16 protein-coding genes are annotated in these 20,225 nt (G+C 38.8%); 3 read left to right on the top strand and 13 right to left on the bottom strand.

Features of this window, described 5'->3' with window-relative positions:
- Window positions 1-335: 335 nt before the first annotated feature.
- The 4 genes from K0R93_RS15620 to K0R93_RS15635 form a co-directional block, all read right to left on the bottom strand.
- Window positions 336-1,166 carry a CAP domain-containing protein gene (locus K0R93_RS15620; protein WP_300303129.1) on the bottom strand — a complete coding sequence of 277 codons (831 nt, stop codon included), beginning with the start codon at window positions 1,164-1,166 and terminating at the stop codon, window positions 336-338.
- Window positions 1,167-1,437: 271 nt separating this feature from the next.
- Window positions 1,438-3,933 (bottom strand): bifunctional diguanylate cyclase/phosphodiesterase, encoded by a 2,496-nt coding sequence (locus tag K0R93_RS15625; RefSeq protein WP_300303131.1) that lies wholly within the window; start codon window positions 3,931-3,933, stop codon window positions 1,438-1,440.
- Window positions 3,934-4,239: 306 nt separating this feature from the next.
- Window positions 4,240-6,387, bottom strand: a complete 2,148-nt coding sequence (recQ, locus tag K0R93_RS15630; RefSeq protein ID WP_300303133.1) for a DNA helicase RecQ — start codon at window positions 6,385-6,387, stop codon at window positions 4,240-4,242.
- 78 nt (window positions 6,388-6,465) lie between these two features.
- The gene (locus K0R93_RS15635; protein ID WP_300303135.1) at window positions 6,466-6,753 is read right to left on the bottom strand and encodes a hypothetical protein; all 288 of its coding nucleotides are present in this window, start codon (window positions 6,751-6,753) and stop codon (window positions 6,466-6,468) included.
- Window positions 6,754-7,058: 305 nt separating this feature from the next.
- Here K0R93_RS15635 and K0R93_RS15640 point away from each other — a divergent pair, with 305 nt between their 5' ends.
- Both K0R93_RS15640 and K0R93_RS15645 read left to right on the top strand, forming a co-directional pair.
- Window positions 7,059-10,076 carry an S-layer homology domain-containing protein gene (locus K0R93_RS15640; protein WP_300303137.1) on the top strand — a complete coding sequence of 1,006 codons (3,018 nt, stop codon included), beginning with the start codon at window positions 7,059-7,061 and terminating at the stop codon, window positions 10,074-10,076.
- Window positions 10,077-10,334: 258 nt separating this feature from the next.
- Entirely contained in the window at window positions 10,335-11,339 is a 1,005-nt protein-coding gene (locus K0R93_RS15645) for a calcium/sodium antiporter (protein WP_300303139.1), read from the top strand.
- A gap of 116 nt (window positions 11,340-11,455) precedes the next feature.
- On the opposite strand, the gene K0R93_RS15650 is transcribed toward K0R93_RS15645, so the two are convergent.
- A complete protein-coding gene (locus K0R93_RS15650) occupies window positions 11,456-11,803 on the bottom strand; it encodes a winged helix-turn-helix transcriptional regulator (RefSeq protein WP_300303141.1) in 348 nt (115 codons plus the stop codon).
- A 206-nt stretch (window positions 11,804-12,009) separates the two neighbouring features.
- Window positions 12,010-13,143 carry an RNA-guided endonuclease InsQ/TnpB family protein gene (locus K0R93_RS15655; RefSeq protein WP_300303143.1) on the bottom strand — a complete coding sequence of 378 codons (1,134 nt, stop codon included), beginning with the start codon at window positions 13,141-13,143 and terminating at the stop codon, window positions 12,010-12,012.
- A 792-nt stretch (window positions 13,144-13,935) separates the two neighbouring features.
- Here K0R93_RS15655 and K0R93_RS15660 point away from each other — a divergent pair.
- Window positions 13,936-14,562 carry a flavodoxin family protein gene (locus tag K0R93_RS15660; protein ID WP_300303145.1) on the top strand — a complete coding sequence of 209 codons (627 nt, stop codon included), beginning with the start codon at window positions 13,936-13,938 and terminating at the stop codon, window positions 14,560-14,562.
- A 186-nt stretch (window positions 14,563-14,748) separates the two neighbouring features.
- Here the strand turns inward: K0R93_RS15660 and mscL are convergent, their stop codons facing one another.
- The 7 genes from mscL to K0R93_RS15695 form a co-directional block, all read right to left on the bottom strand.
- On the bottom strand, window positions 14,749-15,144 hold the full coding sequence (mscL, locus tag K0R93_RS15665) for a large-conductance mechanosensitive channel protein MscL (RefSeq protein ID WP_300303147.1): 396 nt from the start codon (window positions 15,142-15,144) through the stop codon (window positions 14,749-14,751).
- A 114-nt stretch (window positions 15,145-15,258) separates the two neighbouring features.
- On the bottom strand, window positions 15,259-15,831 hold the full coding sequence (locus tag K0R93_RS15670) for a GNAT family N-acetyltransferase (RefSeq protein ID WP_300303149.1): 573 nt from the start codon (window positions 15,829-15,831) through the stop codon (window positions 15,259-15,261).
- Between the two features lie 94 nt (window positions 15,832-15,925).
- The gene (gene tadA, locus K0R93_RS15675; RefSeq protein WP_330685186.1) at window positions 15,926-16,378 is read right to left on the bottom strand and encodes a tRNA adenosine(34) deaminase TadA; all 453 of its coding nucleotides are present in this window, start codon (window positions 16,376-16,378) and stop codon (window positions 15,926-15,928) included.
- Window positions 16,379-16,391: 13 nt separating this feature from the next.
- The gene (locus tag K0R93_RS15680) at window positions 16,392-17,507 is read right to left on the bottom strand and encodes a GGDEF domain-containing protein (protein ID WP_300303153.1); all 1,116 of its coding nucleotides are present in this window, start codon (window positions 17,505-17,507) and stop codon (window positions 16,392-16,394) included.
- A gap of 158 nt (window positions 17,508-17,665) precedes the next feature.
- Window positions 17,666-18,403, bottom strand: coding sequence for a TIGR03915 family putative DNA repair protein (locus K0R93_RS15685; protein ID WP_300303155.1), 738 nt, complete (start codon window positions 18,401-18,403; stop codon window positions 17,666-17,668).
- Complete coding sequence (locus K0R93_RS15690) at window positions 18,400-19,710, bottom strand: putative DNA modification/repair radical SAM protein (protein WP_300303157.1); 1,311 nt, start codon at window positions 19,708-19,710, stop codon at window positions 18,400-18,402. The genes K0R93_RS15685 and K0R93_RS15690 overlap by 4 nt, the downstream gene beginning before the upstream one ends.
- A 192-nt stretch (window positions 19,711-19,902) precedes the next feature.
- Window positions 19,903-20,184, bottom strand: coding sequence for a hypothetical protein (locus tag K0R93_RS15695; RefSeq protein WP_300303159.1), 282 nt, complete (start codon window positions 20,182-20,184; stop codon window positions 19,903-19,905).
- Window positions 20,185-20,225 lie beyond the last annotated feature (41 nt).

A 20,225-nucleotide genomic window follows, 5' to 3' on the forward strand; every position in this document is an offset into this window, starting at 1 on the left:
CACCAATGTTTGGCATTACCATACCGCTTAAAAATCTACCGAACCTTTGAATTCCTTCTCTGGTTCCTTTGCCTTCTGGGCCCTTTACACTTGCTGATGCACCTTGTGACATATGAATCCCCCTTTTTATAAAATTTTGGCATGAATAATTAGTGACATAACTAAATGGCCATTTTAGTCAGACTTTTCTGTTAACTAGATTATATGTTGTCAATGCCATATAGACAACATAAAGATATTAACAGGGTGTCGCTGTCATTCATGACATAATTGAAGGTTGTATAAACATAAAAAGAAACTACAGAAAATATTCCGTAGTTTCCTCATTCATACAATTATCTAGTTTTTATAAACATTTGTGTATATTTATAACTATTGTAGTTTGTCGTGTCTTTTGCTATCCCTATACCGATATGGGTAAAGTTAGGGTTTAAAATATTCTTTCGATGACCGTCAGAAGTCATGAAAGCCGTATGGGCTCTTGATACACTAGAATTGATCGCAATATTTTCACCTGCAGTGGAATAGCTGATTCCAAATTGTTTCATCATGTCAAAAGGACTTCCATAGGTCGGGGATGTATGAGAAAAATACTTGTTTCTCGCCATATCTTCTGACTTTTCTTGTGCCACAGGCATCAATCCCTCGTGAAGCTGCAGAGGTGCAACCCCCGCCTTGGCTCGTTCTGCATTGATTAATTCCAGCATCTCATAGACACCAGCTTGGTATTTTCCAGTCTCCACAGGCTGCTGTGGTGCAGGCTTGGGCGCTGGAGCGGGTTGTGGCACTGGTTGTGGTGCTGGTACCGGAATTGGCTGTGGAGTCGGTTCGGGTTCTGGTGTCGGTATTGGCTGTGGTTTAGGCTGAGGTACTGGTTGTGGCACTGGCCCAGGAGCAGCTTCCCCATCACCATTGACTTCTATAACTTCTACCGGGATGGGCAAAGGTTTATTTGGATAATATTTTATGTATGTCTTATACCAGGCATACACATCCTTGATTCTGTAGGTCTTGGACGGTGTAACATAGGTAAGATTCGTTTTGTTGTATTCCTTGCCATCCACATATACCTTATATTGTGCTTCTGCACTTGCCATTGAACTGAATGGTACCACAAGCAAGGCCGATGTTAATAACATAGATAATCCTTTTTTCATTTTATTCATTCAGACTCATCTCCTTTTCATTTATCATTGTCTATATTGTAGTAATCGTAAATGTACTGTTTATGAACGATATTAGGTATATTATACAATGATATACAGCTTCATGGGGGATGCAATATATGGTATAACAGAGGATAGACCTCAGAAATACAAAATGATGGTTTCAATGGAAAAACAAAGAAAAAGAACTCCAGCCATTTTTTTGACTGAAGCTCTTTTTCTTTGAAAAATGAGGTTGTGTACTTGCCATACAGTAAAAATCTCTCCGCCATCAATTATCAATTTTTTTATCTCTTAACAACAGTTTCTCAATTTCTTCTGCTGGTACAGGCTTACTGAATAAATAGCCTTGTCCGAAATCACAGCCATACTCTTGTAGTATTTTATATTGCGTCTCTGTTTCTATGCCCTCGGCCGTAACAATAACATTCATATTATGGGCAAGATCGATAATGGTTTTGGCGATAAACCGTTCATCAAGGTGCTCTGTAATGTCTCTTACAAAGGATCTATCTATCTTTATCATATCAATCGGCAGTTTCTTTAAATAATTTAAAGAGGAGTATCCTGTCCCAAAATCATCCAAAGCCACCCTCATATTCATGCTCCGCAGCATATTTAGTGTATGTATCGATTGTCGCAAATCGTGAAGGGCAACATTTTCTGTAATTTCAAACAAAAGGTTCCTTCCATTGACCCCCATCTCGTCGGTAGTATGGATAATTTTCTCTATAAGATCCTGTTGTCTGAGCTGTCTCGCTGACAAATTGACAGACATATAAATTTGGAGTAAATCCATGTTATACCAATTCTTTAATTGCCGACAGGCTTCCTGAATTACCCATTCTCCAATATGTATGATCGCCCCAGACTCTTCTGCAAAAGGAATAAAATCATTGGGCGGAACCATACCCCGCTCAGGATGCAGCCATCGTATCAAAGCTTCTACACCAATAATTTTACCAGTGCTCAAATTAATCAATGGTTGATAATAAAGGATAAATTCTTTATTCATTAATGCATTTCTTAAGTCCATTTCCATGTTAAAAAAGTTTAGTGACTTTTCATGCATCTCTGGGGTATAGAAAGCAAAAGAGTTTTTCTCATTCTCCTTGGCAGCATACATGGCTGTATCTGCATTTTTTAATAAGGCTTGTACATCTTGTCCATCATCTGGATAAATAGCAATGCCTACACTACTGGTAATATACAATTCGTTGCCCTCGATCACCCAGGATTTGTTAATGGCTTCCATAATGGCAATCACCTCACTATGGAATGTCGTGGCATCCATCACATTGGGTAAAATAACCGCAAATTCGTCTCCACTCAAACGGGATATATTCATCCCCTCCTTCATCGTGGCCCGAAGTCCATCGGCAATACCCTGTAACAGCTTATCTCCATAGTGATGACCTAGGGTGTCATTAATTTTCTTGAAATTATCTAAATCTAAGTATAGTAATGCTAACTTTTTTTCATTCGTTTTTGCCTGTAGTATCTGTTTCTCTAAGATTTTTTCAAACATCTGCCGATTGGGTAAGTTCGTCAGTCCATCATAGTAGGCCAAGGACATAAGCTTGCTTTCCATGGCTTTACGTTCTGTAATGTCCGTCCCCATGGCAATAATACCTAAAATCGTGCCTTTGCTATCGCGGAAGACACTGTTGTTCCATAAAATATCCACCCGTCGGCCTTCTCTGGTAACAACCTGATTTTCTTGGTTTTGTATTGTTTCTCCTCTTAAGATGGCTTGCATGATCTCGTCGGTCTGTTTTCTATTTTCCTGCGGTATGAACATATCAAACCATTTGGTTCCTAGCACTTCATTTTTTGTATACCCTGTCAGTTTCTCAGCAAATGAATTAAACTCAAAAATTCTACCTTCCGTATCCACACCTAAAATAAACACAGCTGCCCCATGAATAATATTTTGATACAGCTCCTTTTCTTGATAAAGGCGTTCTTGCAGTTCCATATACTCCGTAATATCTGTATGGGATCCAGCAACCCGCACAGGGCGGCCTTCCTTATCCCAAATTCCTTTTCCACGGCTTAGAATCCATCGATATCCTCCATCTTTACATTTCAGTCGGTAAGTGCTTTCATATATTCCTGACTGGGATGCTAAATAGGATTCTATCAGCTTCACTGCCTTTTCCCGATCTTCAGGATGCAGCAGTTGTTTCCAGCTGTCATGTCGGTTCGGAATCTCTGTATCATCATAGCCAAAGGAGCTCTTCCCCTTTAACGAAAAGAAATAGTTGTCGCTTTCCAGATCCCAGTCCCAAATACCATCATTGGCACCCTCTACTGCCAACTCGTAGCGCTGATCGCTTATCATTAATGCATTTCGATGCTTCTCAATTTCATCAAACTGATGGATCAACTCTTCATCCATTGCCAACAACTCTTCATGGGTTGCACTTAAATCCTCAAAACCTTCAAAGATTTTATCAACGGCTTTTTTAAACAAGTTGATCTTCTCGTAAATGATAAAGTAGAATATTAATCCTGTCAGTGCCACATAGAACCAGCCTTTGTAGGTTCCCAGCTGTATAAGCATATCTGGGTCCCTCACCAAGAAGCTTAATATCATATCTGATAACAATATCCATAGTCCTCCTATGAATACATACAGAGCGATAATTTTTAGTGTTTCCTCCCTAGGTTTCAACTGAGTTTTAGCTTCCAAATAATCCGAGAACTGGCTTTGAATATCCCGAATTTTATCATCGAACCATATTGCATCCTTCCTCACCTTCATCGGATATCCCCCTTTCCCTTCAGGTCTCGTGAATGTGATCTCCCAATGGCATAATACGATTGCGCCCCGCCCCTATTACGATTTTGTGTATTAAATAGACACTAACATTTCTGCATCTAGCATTTAATAATAATTCTTTTTATTACTTATATAATTAGCGTTTTTTTGTTATTTTCCTGCCAAACCTTGCCATTACAAAATAGCAAATGTTTCGCTATTTTTCGACATTTTGTATTGATTCATTATCTTTTTTTAAAACAAAAGACCCAGCTTATGCTAGGTCCCTATCTTAGAACTGAAATAAGTTTAAACAGCCTGCTGACTCCGCTGCTTTAAAAGTACCTTCTTGATATCAAAATAGGATATCTCCTCTGGTAATGCTTCTTTGATTGGCTTGAGGTATTCATCTCCAACCTTGTGAATCACTTCTAATATCTGTCGCTCTATATTCTCATCTACCATTCCATGAAAGTCTATCTCGAGCCCTTCACCAAAACACTTTTCTAAATGATTTAGTATCGTGTTTTCTGTACAAGCTCTCACTTCAGCCATTTCTTCTATGGATAAACCCTGTTGATGCAGCGCATAGGTCACTAGATGGGTTTTGGTCTTGTCTGTCCCCTTTTCTTTCATTTGGGAGCCTTCGTCTAACGTTGAAACAACAGCTTCAATATTATTTTCATTCATATAACTTTTAATCACATGGAGAAATGCTTCTCCATAGGTTTCCCCCTTAACTTCACCAATACCTTTTATCCTCAACAATTCATCTTTGCTTTCTGGCAAATACATGGCCATTTCTTTTAGTGTCGTATCAGGAAAGATAATATAAGGAGGCACATGCTTTTCTAAGGCAATCTTCCCACGTAAAACCTTTAGCTCTTTTAACAAGTCTTCATGAACGACTGCTTCCGTCGTACTTTCTACGACTGTCAGATCTTGACGTTTATACACTTCTTCTTTTCCCTTTAATACAGCTGCAGACTGAGGTGTTAGCTTGACCAAAGGATACTTCCCTTCTGTCAAACCAAGATACCCTTCTGCCACAAGAAAAAGAATCATTTGCTGGATCTCTTTTGTTTTATAATCCTCCATGATGCCATAGGTTGAAAGCTGCTGAAAACCTAATTCTAGGATTTTTTTGTTTTTCGACCCATGCAAGACATTGGCTACCATGGTAACACCAAAGCCTTCCTTCATCCTATAAACACAGGAAAGAATCTTTTTGGCTTCCAAGGTGATATTTTTCTTCTCTCTATGATCTAAACAATTACTGCATTTACCACATTGTACCCTATCCGATGATTCTCCAAAATAGTCTAGTAGTCTCATTCTAAGACAGTCATGGGTATGACAGTAATCCACCAGGGTCTGTAGATTTTTATAGACTACCAATTCCCTTTCAGGCTGCATGGCTGTAATTTCAATCAGATACTTTTGCTTCACTACATCCTGGGGGGAGAATAGCAAAATACACTCGCTATTTTCTCCATCCCTGCCTGCCCTGCCAGCTTCTTGATAATAAGCTTCAATGTTCTTTGGCATATTATAATGAATCACAAACCGAACATTGGATTTATCAATTCCCATACCAAAGGCATTGGTAGCGATCATAATTAGACTTTGATCATAGATAAAAGAATCCTGGGCTCTTTGCCTCTCTTCGTTTCCCATTCCTCCATGGTACATGCTGACAGAAAAACCCTTGTCTCCTAATTCTTTGCTCAAACTCTCTACTTCTTTTCTTGTGGCACAATAGATGATTCCTGAGTGTTCTTGATGATTTCTTAAATAGTCCAAGAGATATTTTTTCTTATCTATTCCTTTTTCAACACCAAAATAAAGGTTTGGTCGATCAAACCCTGTGATAATCTCCAAAGGACGACGAAGCTTTAAAATTTCCTTTATATCTTTTATGATTTCTTCCGTGGCTGTTGCCGTATAGGCACCCAATATGGGCCGTTGATTGAGCTTAGCTATAAATCTAGGAATCTCTTTGTAGCTCGGTCTAAAATCATGGCCCCACTGGCTGATACAGTGGGATTCATCAATGGCTACAAAGGGTATCCTTATATCCATTAGGATATTTAAAAAATCTGATGCATTTAATCTTTCAGGCGCCACGTACACAAGTTTATACTCACCATTTTTTATTTCTTCAAGCCTTGCCCTTTGTTCTTGCGCAGTCAAGGTACTGTTTAGATACGTAGCCGATATACCCGATTCCCTTAAGGCATCTACTTGATCTTTCATTAGTGATATCAGGGGTGAAATCACTAGGGTTACACCCTCCATCAGCAAGGCGGGAATCTGATAACACAGAGATTTCCCCCCGCTGGTAGGCATAATTCCTAAGACGTCTTGTCCCTTTAATATGGCTTCAATGAGCTCATACTGACCTTTTCTAAAACTTTCATACCCAAAATATTCTTTTAATATACGATTTGGATTCATCCTCACACCTCATTCATCCTCGAGTCACAGGGACAATTCTTTTGACTCTGTTGGACCCTCTATATTCCTTACTTGATTTTATTCTGCAAGGGCTTCAAAGAAAAGTTGAACATCTATGACCAAATTATCTTCGTTGAAAAGGATAACAAATTCTGTATCATATTCAATCTCCCCATCTTCCCCATCGATAAAGACCGTGCAATTTCCTTGTATTGACTCCTTGGTGATGTCCTTAACCACAATATTTATAATATCCATGTCTTCGATTTCAGCGTATTCATAAATATCTTCAGGCAAGCTGTTTTCTAATCCTACCAGCAAAATGGCATATATTCTTTCATCGTCGTATTTATGAATTATTTCCATCACGAAAACCCCCACTGTTTTTTTATAACACATAGGAAATTATGAACATTAAAAAGCTGTGAATAATTTCATAATTTCCGTTATGTGTTTCAACAAAGCTCTCCTTTAAATCTTCCAAACAAGACTTTGTTATATTATCTCATGGCACTATTCAGAAATCAAATTTCTGTGATTTACATTCTTAGAAAAAACTGCTATTTTTAACGATTTCATCTTGTTCCATATTTTCCAGTGTTCTTTCATAGCATATTCTTCTTTCAAACTGGAAAACTACTAAAGAGCACTATACAAAGGAGGCTAAATCAATGAATATTTTACGGGAAGAACTGATAAGAAGAGGCAATAACTATGAATTGGTTATTCATCTTTTCAATCGGGAAGAGGAATTTTCAAAAGAACTATCCACCGAAGATAATCAAGAAGCAGTCAAGTCTGACATATTATCCTATGTAAAAAGAAAATATCCAAATATCAAGATTAGTGCCGTACGACTCATGGTGGGTGGTGTACTGCTTACAACCCTTACCCTGGGACAAGCAGGCGCCGCTTTTGCAGCACCAAAGGATATCGACACCAGCTCAGAGTATGCAAGAGCTGCCATTGAACGCCTCGTGAGTCAGCAGGTAATCGTAGGGGATGAGAAAGGAAATTTCAATCCAAAGGCTTCCATGGATCGAGATGCTTTTACCACCATGTTGGTGAAAGCCATGGGCTTAGATACCGTGACACCAGATGTCCCCACCTTCAAAGATGTTCCAAAGGATAACTGGGCATACCCTTTTATTGAAACCGCCGTTGCCAATAATCTCATTTCTGGTGTGAGTGCTGACAGCTTTGCGCCAAAAACTCGTATTACCCGTGAGCAGATGGCTGTTATTCTCGTACGCTCATTACGTCTTAGCAGTGATGACATCAAAGGAATGGGCGATCAACTTACTTTCGCAGATAAGGGAGATATTTCTGACTATGCCCGGGATGCAGTGGGATTTGCTGTAGCCAACGGACTATTCCGTGGAGATGAAAGCAATCGCTTCCTTGGTAAGAATACAGCCACAAGGGAACAGGTTGCAGTGGTTATTGATAAATTCCTGACCAACAAAGATGCTTTACAGCAAGCTGCTGACGCTATAAAGAACACTACATTTACCGCCTCCGTTACACCGGACAACCTCACTACGATCCGCCTTGATTTTAACAAAGCCATTACTGCATTGGTTCCTGGAGATGTAAAAATCGCCAATGCAAACGGGGGTACGATTGCTGTCACTAATATCACCCTCAGCACCGATGGACGATCTGCTGTTCTTACGACAGATAAGATGACAGCGGGAGTCCCTTATACTGTCTCCATAGACAGAGAAACCTTAAAGGGTCAAAGTACGGTGACACCGACCGTAGTCGTTCGCGATTTAGCTGTAGAATCAATTACTGCCATCGATGCTAAGAATATTCTTATTCAATTCAACAACAAGGTAGAGGCAGGAACAGGTGTAAATGGTGCTGAAAACATGACAAACTATACCATTACCCCAGACAACAGCATTGTTGGTACAAAGCTTGGTGATGACAAGTCCTCTGTCATTCTCACATTAAATACGGCAATGACAAATGATACGGCCTATACAGTAAAAGTCAGCAAAAATATTATGGATGTTGATGGTAAACCCCTTAGTACCACTACAGATTATACTTCATATTTATTTTTCTCAGATCATACCCTACCAACCATTCGTAATATTTCTACGACGGAAGTGGGCGCAATTAAGGTTGCATTCAGTGAAAATATGTCTGCGAAGCCTGATACAGTTATTTTGAACGGTCAAACAATCAATCCCGACAATATTTCATTTGTCCCAGGAAGTGATTCTGTTACCATTGCTAAAGCAGGTCTTCCAACGAATATTGAGGTTGGAAAAAGTTATCCAATCTATATCAGCGGTGCCAAAGACCTTGTTGGCAATACCATGAATCTTTTCCAAGACACATTACGTTACAGCATTACAACAGAGGCTCCAGAAGTTGACGATATCAATGCTGTTGGTGAAAATACACTGGAAATCATTTTTACTGAAGCAATTAGTGGTGCCAATACCACTGGCGGAGATAATTCGGCTGTCCTTGGTCTGTCAATTACGAAAAACAATGTTGCACTGCCCAACTTTACAACTACCACTACGGATGGCAAGATCTTCAGAGTGCAGCTTCCAACAGAGGCTAACGTTTTATTTGATGGTACCAAGAATGAGACCTCCGTATCTCTTCAGGTTACAGTAGAAAACTATAAGGATTTGGCAAATAATATTGGCGAGAAATACAGCGATAGAGTTACTGTAAAAAAAGATACCCAAGCGCCAACCCTAACAAAGGCAGACTATAATTTTACAGATGGAGAGTTTGTATTTACCTTCAATGAAAGCCTTGCTGCCCTAGGAAATACAGGCACGCTGGCATCAGGCATCACTTTGATTAATAATAATACTGGTGTAAAAACGGAAATCACCGATGTAAATATTAAACCAATCGGAGCCGGTGATACAAGGTTGGTAATCCGAAATAGTGGTGCAGAGGGATTGGGTTTAGCGCCAGGTGCCTATACCTTTAGCTTTGCCAAGGGCCTTTTAAAGGATCAAGCTTTAAATGGCGGTAATGCCACCACAGCCTTTGGTGCTACAATCTCCGTTCCAACTTCTGCAGCCGATGCTATAAAGCCAGTGGTTGCCAGCATTGCATCTACAACAAAAGATCAGATCACTGTTACCTTTAGTGAAGCTGTGAAGGGCGGAGCCGTCAGTGGTTCTGCTACCGATCCTGACAATTTTAGATTAAACGGTGCTGCTCTTCCATCTGATACAGTAATTACACTCAATACAGGGCAAAATATTGCCACAATCGCAATGCCCGCAGGTTCCATCGATAAAACCGAAACCAGAATGCTGACAATCGTGGATGTAGAGGATCTAGCTGGCAATAAGATCGTTACTATAGATCGACCTGTTAACTTAACTGATAGTACGAAACCAATCCTTCAATCTGCAGCATATGATGCAGCTGCAGGTGCCATTGTTTTAAGCTTTAGTGAAACCATTCATGGCAGCAACGCAACAACACCAGCTGCTGGTGATTTTATCGTCAAAGTTAATGGTACAACCATTACGGACATTACCCTTACGCCGGATACAAAGCATCATCAAGTAAGGCTCACTTCACAAAGTGCTAACTTTAATACTGGTAACATTATCATCACTACCGCTGCTACAGCTGCAGGTGCAGATGCTGCTGGAAATACCCTTGCTCCAGGTGTAGCCGTTACCATGACCAGATAGTGATACTGGCTTATCAATTTCTTGACAAAATATAATAATTCAGATATACTTTTCCCTGTTAGAGGGAGTAACTGACCTTTTAAGGGATCAAAGTCGTCATTTCGGAACTATATAGTTCCCGGCTTTGATGGCAGTCTTGTCTAGTGAGACTCTACAATTAACCTAAGTTAATTGTAGAGTTTTTTATTTTTTATTAGCTCCATCTACAAAATAAATCTTACTCAAAAAACCTTGTTCCAAAAGAAAGGAAGTATGTTTATGGATGAACTCGTTTTGCATTATTTGTCATCATTCAACACCATCATTTTATTTTTAATTGTAGCAATTACCCTTTATACCCTAAGCAAAGGTGCAGATACCCTTGTTGATGAGGCAGTTCATCTTTCTGTTCATTGGGGAATCCCAAAAGTAGTTATTGGCGCTACCATTGTTTCATTGGGAACTACATTGCCAGAAGCTACTGTATCCGTGTTAGCTGCTATAAATGGAAACCCTGATCTGGCTTTGGGTAATGCTATCGGGTCAATCATTGTTGATACAGGATTAATCTTAGGCTTAGCGGCCATTATTGGTCGATTACCTGTGGATCAAATGACCATTAACAAACAAGGTAAGGTACAATATTTATCTGGTATCTTATTAGCCGTAGTCTGTCTTCCCTTTTTTTCTAATGGCGTCAGTGGTAACATTAGCCAGTGGATGGGCATCGTATTTCTTTGTCTTCTAGCTGTATACCTATACGTTTCAATGAAGTGGGCGAAAAGCACTGATGCTGAAGAGTATGAACTAGAAGAAGGATCAAGACCTGTTTTCCTTCAAATCATTCGGCTGATTTGGGGAATCGCCCTTGTTATTCTGTCTTCAAAAGTCCTTATACCAGCCGTTGAAATCTCTGCTGTTCGTGTGGGTATACCCCAAAGTATCATCGCTGCAACCTTAGTAGCTTTTGGTACAAGCCTTCCTGAATTAATCACAGCAATCACTGCTGTTAGAAAAGGTCACGGTGAACTAGCTGTGGGTAACATCATTGGTGCTGATATACTGAATGTACTCTTTGTAGTGGGAAGTGCCGCAGCTGTTACAAAGGGTGGCCTTGATGTGCCAGTTAATTTTTACAAGCTTCAAATTCCAACCATGCTAATCGTTCTTTTTCTATTCCGTTATTTTGCCAAAAACTCAGATGATGTGATCTCTAAAAAAGAAGGTATGTTTTTAGTGGGTTTTTACGCTGTTTATCTAGTACTTAATTACGTATGGATTTAGTAGATCAATGATTCTATAGCATATAGGTATCCACAAAAAAGACTGTAGGCAATGCCCTACAGTCTTTAATTTTATTGGTGAAGAGAGCAGTGTCAAAAAAGTCTCCCCCTTTTGGCTCAAATATTGCTGCAATCTTTGTCTAGATCTGCATGATCATAGTATTTCTCTCCCCACTCACACATCATACGAAGAATAGGCATTAGGCTTTCACCTGAATTTGTTAACGAATATTCAACCTTTGGAGGCACTTCAGGGTACACCTTTCTTTCAAGCAAACCATCACTCTCTAATTCCCTTAGCTGCTGTGTTAACATTTTTTGCGTTATTTGCGGAAGGAGTCTTTTTAACTCACTAAACCTTTTTGTCCCTTTTGTTCCAAGATGCCAAATAATAATAGGCTTCCATTTTCCGCCTATCAAATCTATTGTGATTTCAAATGTGCATGTATATTCTTTGTTTCCCATGATCAAACTCATAACAGCCCGTTGCATAAAATCTATTAAAACCTATTGAAAACCTTATAAAGTCTCATAAATTTTATTTTAATTCCCTGTTCAACGTGTCCGATTTTGTGACTCCGAAAAGTTCACTACTCTCCTTTGATATAACACTCCGAGGGCGTAAATTCCGGTACAACACACCCTACATATTAGCAGGTCCTTTTCTGTGATTACACTGCTAATTTATAGTTACCAAGATTTATACTAGCATTTTTATCCCTGTCAATGACCAATCCACATTTATCACATCTATAGATTCTATCCTTTAGTTTTAAATCTTTTTTGATACTGTTGCAACATGAACACTTCTTGCTGCTAGGATAAAATCTATCTACCTGAACAAATTCTATTCCATTAAATTCACATTTATATTTCATCTGTCGCATAAACTCATGGAATTTTTGTTCTTGTATTTTTTCTGATAAATGTCGATTTTTCATCATACCATTTATGTTTAAGTCCTCCATAACCACTCTGTAGGGGTTTAGCTTGACAATCATATTCGTAGTTTGATGAATATGGTTATTTCTGATATTTGCTAGTTTTCTATGAATAAGCTTTATTTGTTTTTCTAGTTTTATGATGTTCTTGGTTTTAACAAATTTAGTCCCTTGCTTATTCATTTCATATTTTCTTGATACTTGTCTTTGTAATCTTTTAAGTTTTTTCTTTAGCTTTCTAACCTGGGCACTTTTATTAATGTTTTTAATAGGTTGATCTACGTGATTGATTATTGCTAAATCTTTTAGTCCTAAGTCAATCCCTATACTTAAATCCTTATTCAATTCGGCTTGGTTTTCACCGTGTTCGTAACCTAATGTTAGATACCAATATTTACCGTCAAAGTGACATCTAGGGTTATTATATTTAGGCAAGTCCGGTATTTCATAGTTCGTTGTATATTCTACTTTCCCTATCTTTTCTATATTCACCTTTCTATCCTTAAACTTAATTGCATCATATCTAACATAGAAGGATTTTCTTGATGTTTTCTTAGACTTAAATTTAGGTTTTTTTGCTCTACCTTTGAAGAAGTTGTCATAAGCAGTGTTCAAATCATCAAAAGCCTGTGCTGTAATCTGTCCACTTACCTCATAAAGCCATTTGTATACCTCTTGTTTCTTAATTGTGTTGTTAAATTCTTTTTTTATTTTGGCTTTTGAAGGCTTTAACCCCTCTCTATACATTTCTTCCCATCTAGCAAGTCCCCAATTGTATGAAAATCTTGCCACGCCAGTAGATTTAAACATAAATATTTCTTGCGCTTTGGTAGGTTTTAGTCTAATTTTAACTGATTTTATCATATGTTCTCACCCCCTTTATCATAGTAATATTTTACTATTTTATAAAGGAAAATACAAACATATGTTCTAATTTAATAATCAGAATACTATTAAAAGATTACGCTATTCATGAGATTTTATAAGGTTTTCAAAGATCAGTTATAGATTTTATGCGTTGTTCACATAGATTCGCTACATCTATGCAGTTCTCCTATGAACTTCTCATGCTTTCACATGAGCGCAGACTATATCATCACCCTTCACTAAGGTTAGTGTTTTAGGTGTCCTCCACTTCCACTCGCTTAAGTGTACTCCCATCATGGGATAGTCGTTGAACCTTACCCTATTCGGGTCTTGGATGCTGATTGCCCATTGTTTTAGCACTTAGGATTTAACCCTATGCCATCTAGCTAATTTTTTCTACTTTCGTCACCATCACACTCACCCTTATTTCATGGTCATGTTGTGGTTTAACTAGCTTTAGGGGTTTCCAGCAGTTCAAAGGATTTTGGATGCTTTCGCATCGCTCCATGCTCCTTATGAACATGGGAGGTTAAGTCATTAAAATCTAAATAAATTTGTATATTTTGATATATTTTATTAGATTTTTCGTAACTGTTCGTTACCTCTTTTCTCAGTATCATTTTGGATATTATAGCACTAATTAGTGCGTACTTGTAATAATAACACATATATTTTAAAATAATACCATAGTATTATCGTAGTATCAAATGAATAGGCAGCCTGATAATCCTTTGATTAATCATTATTGGCACGGAGATAATAAATATACAGTTAAAGTGAGGTATAAGAATGAAAGTATTGCTTATTAACGGAAGCCCCAAAGCACAAGGATGTACCTATACTGCCCTATGTGAGGTAGCAAAGGAACTTGAAAAAGAAAACATAGAAACAGAGATTTTTCATGTTGGAAACAAACCAATTCGTGGTTGTATGGCTTGTAACGCTTGTTTTAGAGAGGATGCCGACGGATGTGTATTTGACGATGACACTGTGAATATTGCCTTGGCAAAAGCTAAGGAAGTCGATGGTTTTGTCTTCGGTTCCCCAGTCCATTATGCAGGGGCATCTGGTCAAATCACCTCTTTTTTAGATCGATTCTACTATGCAGGAGAAGCATTTCAATATAAACCAGGTGCTGCAATCGTAAGCTGTCGCCGCGGCGGCTCTACTGCAGCCTTAGATCAGTTGAATAAATATTTTACCATCTCCAATATGCCTATCGTATCTTCTCAATATTGGAATATGGTCCACGGAAATACCCCCGAAGAAGTAAAGCAGGATTTAGAAGGAATGCAAACAATGAGGACGCTAGGTAAAAATATGGCCTGGCTTTTAAAAAGCATCCAGGCTGGTAAGGAAGCAGGCATAACACTCCCCGCAAAAGAACCAAGAGAAATGACTAATTTTATACGCTAAAAAAAGAAGGGCCAACAAGTTTGAACTGTTGGTCCTTTTTTTAGCTATCCCTGTATCATTTGTAGTAGACACCTCATACCACCCTAAGAGCGATTATAAAAGTTCATTAATTCCTTATATGTTCGCTATTTGTTCCTTACTCGTTCCTTATTCATTCTATTACTTTATTGACTTTTTATTAAATTTCTATTGATGATTTTTTTCTTTTAAAAGATCTCTTATCTCCTGTAATAGAAGCTCTTCTTTAGATGGTGATGGCGGAACTGCTTTTGCCTCTTCTTTTTTCTTAAAAGAGTTTATAAACCTTATAAACATGAATATTGAGAACGCTATAACAAGAAAGTCTAACGCATTTTGTATAAATTGGCCATATAGGATTGCCAGTTCAGTATCCCCTTGTTTGCCTATAACAAATTTAAGATCAGCAAAGTTTATTCTACCCACAATTAGTCCTATGATAGGCATAATTATATCGTTAACTAAAGAGGTAACAATTTTTCCAAATGCTCCCCCTATAACAACCCCTACTGCTAAATCAATCACATTTCCCCTCATGGCAAATTTCTTAAATTCTTGAAACATTGTAACACTCCTTCGTATGCAGATTTTCGTTTCCAAATGATGTACTTTCATTATATCAAGATAGACCCTTCAAGGGCCTTCGACCGCTCGGCCATCTCTCCACATCTATTTACTTTACTTAAGAAGACTCCCTTTTATTCTATCCCAATCACTTCGCAGTAAATCCATATAAAGGGTATTGATATAGCAATCCTGGACCGAATCATAATAACGATCCCTGGCAATACCAATTTCCTTAAATCCTAGCTTATGGTAAAGGGCTTGCCCTGCTTTGTTTGACTCTGAAGTTGTTAGTTCCACCCTGCGTAAGTTTAGATGTCTAAACATAAAATCAATGAATGCAGCCATGGCATCTCTTCCATATCCTTTTCCACGATTAGCAGGGTCACAAATCTCTAGACCAATCTCAGCAGAGCCATTCCGTTTATCCCAGTTCCTATAGGATATATCTCCTATGGATATCCTATCGTCTTTCCTACATATGATGAACATTTTTTCATCAGAAGGATACATGTCACTGGATGTAATCTGAGGTCTGAAACGATTTTCAAGGGCTGCTTTACTCATCATAAAGCCATAATTAAGGCCACTATAGGCCAAGGCCTCACCGTTATTCCACCATCCATGGATGAAGTCTACATCCTCCATCTCCATCGGTCGGATAATCGTCTTTTTTCCTATAATCATATACCCACCCCTTTTGTAATGCTATCACCAAATATTATTCTGCGATTCTCCACCTTTTCCTTCTACGCATTTTTATTTTAATGGTTACCTACTTTTATTTGCTTTTCCTAAGCTCTCTAAAAAAGTCTTTCATAATACTGCTGCATTCTTCTTCCCGTATGCCCCGGATGATCTCCGTCTGGTGATTAAAACGCTCATCCTCTGGGATACTCAGTAAAGAACCTGCGGCACCCCCTTTTGGGTCCATGGCGCCGATAATTAACCGTTTGGTCCGTGATAACATAATGGCCCCTGCACACATGGGGCATGGCTCAATGGTTACATAGAGATCACAATCCATCAATCTCCAGCCTCCTAGGGTTTTGGACGCTTCGCGAATGGCAATCATCTCTGCATGGGCGGTAGGGTCCTTGGCTGTTTCTCTTAAATTATGACCTCTGCCCACAATGACGCCATCCTTTACAACAACGGCACCGATGGGTACCTCTTTTAGGTTAAATGCCTTTTGGGCTTCCTGCAGTGCTTCTCCCATAAAATATGATTCCACAGATGTTCCTCCCTTAAGAGACATTTTCATCCTTCAATACAACTTCATATTCGTCGTCAAAAAGTATGTGATCCTTGGTACTATGTTTTACTCTATATAACAGCTTATCCACATTGGTTAAGACATCGTCAATATCATCCTCTATGGTTATGCACGCCATTCCTCCACTCATGGTAATCCTAAATTCGTCATGGCAGCGCACTTTGCTTGTCCTTTTTTTGATTTCTTTTATCGTTTCCTTTGCATCCTTTATTGATACATCTTCTAGAACAATAATGAATTCATCGCCTCCATACCTTCCTACAAATCCCTTATCCTTTACAGCTGCAATCATTCGACTACTGACACCCTTTAATACTTCATCCCCTACCGCATGGCCATATTGGTCATTAATGGATTTAAAATTATCGATGTCGATCATGATAATGACAACGGAATGATGGTTCTCCTGCATTTGGGCTTTTATCTCATTAAGCCTTTCAAACAAGTATCTTCGACTATATGTGCCTGTTAACTCATCTGTTCTGGAAATCTTCGTGAGCAGTTGATTGCTCTCTTTAAGCCTTTCACTATATTCCTTCAACAGTTCGTGTTCTTCACGATATGCCTTAGAGAAGACAATGATAATATAGGCAGCAGCCAAAAGGGTCAAAGGCATTTGTATCATTAGATCAGCGAGCTGCTTGTCCTGAAAATTGTTAACGATTACATTGGCATATCGCATCTCAATATAGACGAGAGACAGTACGACCAATATTTCTGAAATAAGAAAAAATAATCTCAACCTTCCACGAAATATAAAGCATATCGCCATACAGATTAAAAATGCATAGGCCATGGTAATACCATTGACCCCACCTGAAGTAATCCATCCATTAGGGAAAAATACAAAAACAATTAGAAAGGTTATTACTGTTTGAAAAACAAGTATATGCCGTTTCTTTATCATGTCCATAAAGGCGATGGACGCTAGGATAATCAAAGTAAACCATTTGTAATTTAAAGCAAAATCTAATCCAACGGCTATATTTCCTATGATTGAAATGACGGATAATAGGATGATAAACACAAGCATATAAAGAAATATTTTTTCTTCTAGAGAACAGTTCGTAAATTTATTTGCTTTCATCGCGAATCTCCAGTTTTATCTTTTTTTAGTTCCAATTTTTTCACATAACTATTATACTACATTGTTCTCTAAATTCTGACTTTTTTATAGTTTTTTTATTTGTTTTTATCGGATGAAATTATGCCTGTCTTTGCCTCACGGTTCAGCCCTTTAAGCATTTATATCTCCTCTACCAAGTTGCTCCAATATCGCTTTGGCATGTATCGTTTTTGGAGTTTCGGATTGATACGGTTTTTTATGGCGATGCTTTTGAAATATTGCTGCCAAAGCTGTTGATAAAACCTTTCTTCTTCAATGATATCAACAGACTTCTCCAGCATCATCTCTGTAATCATCCATTCCTTTTGATTATAAACAGCAGCCATGTTCCGCCCCATATCATGGATGATCCAGTTCTGATCCGCTATCCGTTTGGCAAAATGGGGAGCTAACAGTCCTAGAATCTGATAATCAGGCGTAATGGGTGCATAGTAAAGGTTCTCGCCTAGCTTTCGGAAGCGAACCAGGCCCAGCATAAGATGCTTCTCCTTGGTTACCCTTTGTACTGTCTTATATATGTCTAATACACGATCATCGGAAAGATGTTCGTCAATTGCTTTCCCAATTTTAAATCCTAAATGGATATATCGATAGATCAAAGAGCCTGCATCCTCCTGCTCTGATAGAAAAGCGTAAAATACATTTTTCAGCGCATTCCGTGAAATTTTGGCCCCAATGGCTGCATAGACCTTCTCTGCCTTCACTTTGTCCTGCTCGATATATACCTTCCGAACCAGCAGGTTTTCCTGATCATCCTCCTGAAACAGTATCTTTTCAGGTGCTTCCTTTCGATAGTATGCCTCATAGATACAGGTCAGCAGCCCATCAAAGCTGCCGTCATAAATATAGTGAATCATGACCAATCCCTCACAATGCTATGCAGCGTTTCTTTTTGGGGGGACAGCTGAGGATACACAGAAAACAAGGAAAGCTGCTCTCCTCCAAGGATATCTTTTTTCACAGGGTCCCCTAATGTCAGCTGATATCGAATCCGTTCTTCATTGATGCTGGTCTCTCCGTAATACTTCCCCTTGCAGGTCAGAAAATAACGGGCTCGCTTCAATACAACCCCTAGCTTTTTTAAGTCCTCATAGTTTAGTTGGGCAAACCTTCTTGCCGCCACAATCCGCATGGCTGAGCGGACACCGACACCAGGGATTCGGAGCAGCATTTCATAGTCTGCTCGATTCACCTCCACAGGAAACTGTTCTAGGTTTCTTAATGCCCAATCACATTTGGGATCTAAAGCTATATCAAAATTCGGCTTTCTGTCATCTAAAAGCTCCTTGGCTTGAAATCCATAGAACCGAAGCAGCCAATCGGCTTGATATAGTCTATGTTCTCTCAGCAGGGGCGGCCCAGCGATCGCAGGCAGACTAGGATGCTGACCAATGGGCACATAGGCAGAATAATAGACCCGCTTTAGCTGGTAGCGGTTATATAAACCTTCTGATAGCTTGAGTATATTCATATCATAGTCTGGTGTAGCACCGATAATCATCTGGGTGGTCTGCCCCGCTGGTACAAACTTAGGGGTATTTCGATATTTCTTCTTCTCCTCTCCCTTTTCATGGAGCTTGGCAGTAATCATCTTCATGGGCTTGATAATGGCCTCCCGTTTCTTTTGGGGAGCCAAAAGCTGTAACCCTTCTGTAGAAGGGAGTTCGATATTGATGCTCATCCGATCTACATATCTTCCTGCCGTCTCGATGAGCCTTTCATCGGCTCCAGGGATGGCCTTTAAGTGAATATAGCCATTAAAGTTTTCTTCTTCCCGGAGCTTTCTTACGGTTTGGGTCAATAAGTCCATAGTATGATTGGGATTTTTATAGACAGCGGCACTCAAAAACAAGCCTTCAATGTAGTTTCTCCGATAGAAGTTAATGGTAAGGTCCACCACCTCTTGGGGTGTAAAGACCGCCCTGGGTATATCGTTGGAGGAACGATTTACACAATAAAGGCAATCGTAGACACAGTAGTTGGTCATGAGAATTTTTAAAAGGGAAATACATCGCCCATCCTCGGACCAACTGTGACAAATCCCACTCATGTGGGCATTCCCTATACCTCCTTTTTTATTGCTGCGATTACTTCCGCTGGAAGAACAGGACACATCATACTTGGCCGCATCGGATAAAACCTTAAGCTTATCTAAAATTTCCATAGAATCACCTCGAACATACGTTTATATAGCTTTATTTTACCACGTGATCCATGATTTTACAAACGTATGTTCGGTTTTATTTTTCTATGCTATTTTTAAGTACGCTGATTCTATGCTACGCATAGAAGTTAAAAAAATAGCCTCTTCTGTTTAACAGAGGAGACTTTTATCCTTAAATATCTGTGATTTTATTTATTTTGAACCTTTGATTACTTGAAGTTTGATCTCCTGATGTTCTACTTGATCGATAAGTTTATCAACCTGGTTTCTTAATTCATGAATACCTTCTATACTTTGCTTATATCCATCATATAGCGCTTTGTGGCTTTCATCCATTTTATTTTCTAGTCTTGTGATCGCTTGATTTGTTTTATGAAAACCTTCTTGCAGTTCTTGTTTTGTAACCATATTTGCTTTCATTTCCTGCATGTCGCTATACATTTTCGTTAGCATCTCAAATAACTTATCTTCCATAAAACAGCTCAACTCCTTCAAGTATATCTTATCACAAGTCT

The organism is Anaerosolibacter sp. (assembly GCF_029240175.1).
Classification (GTDB): Bacteria; Bacillota; Clostridia; order Peptostreptococcales; family Thermotaleaceae; genus Anaerosolibacter.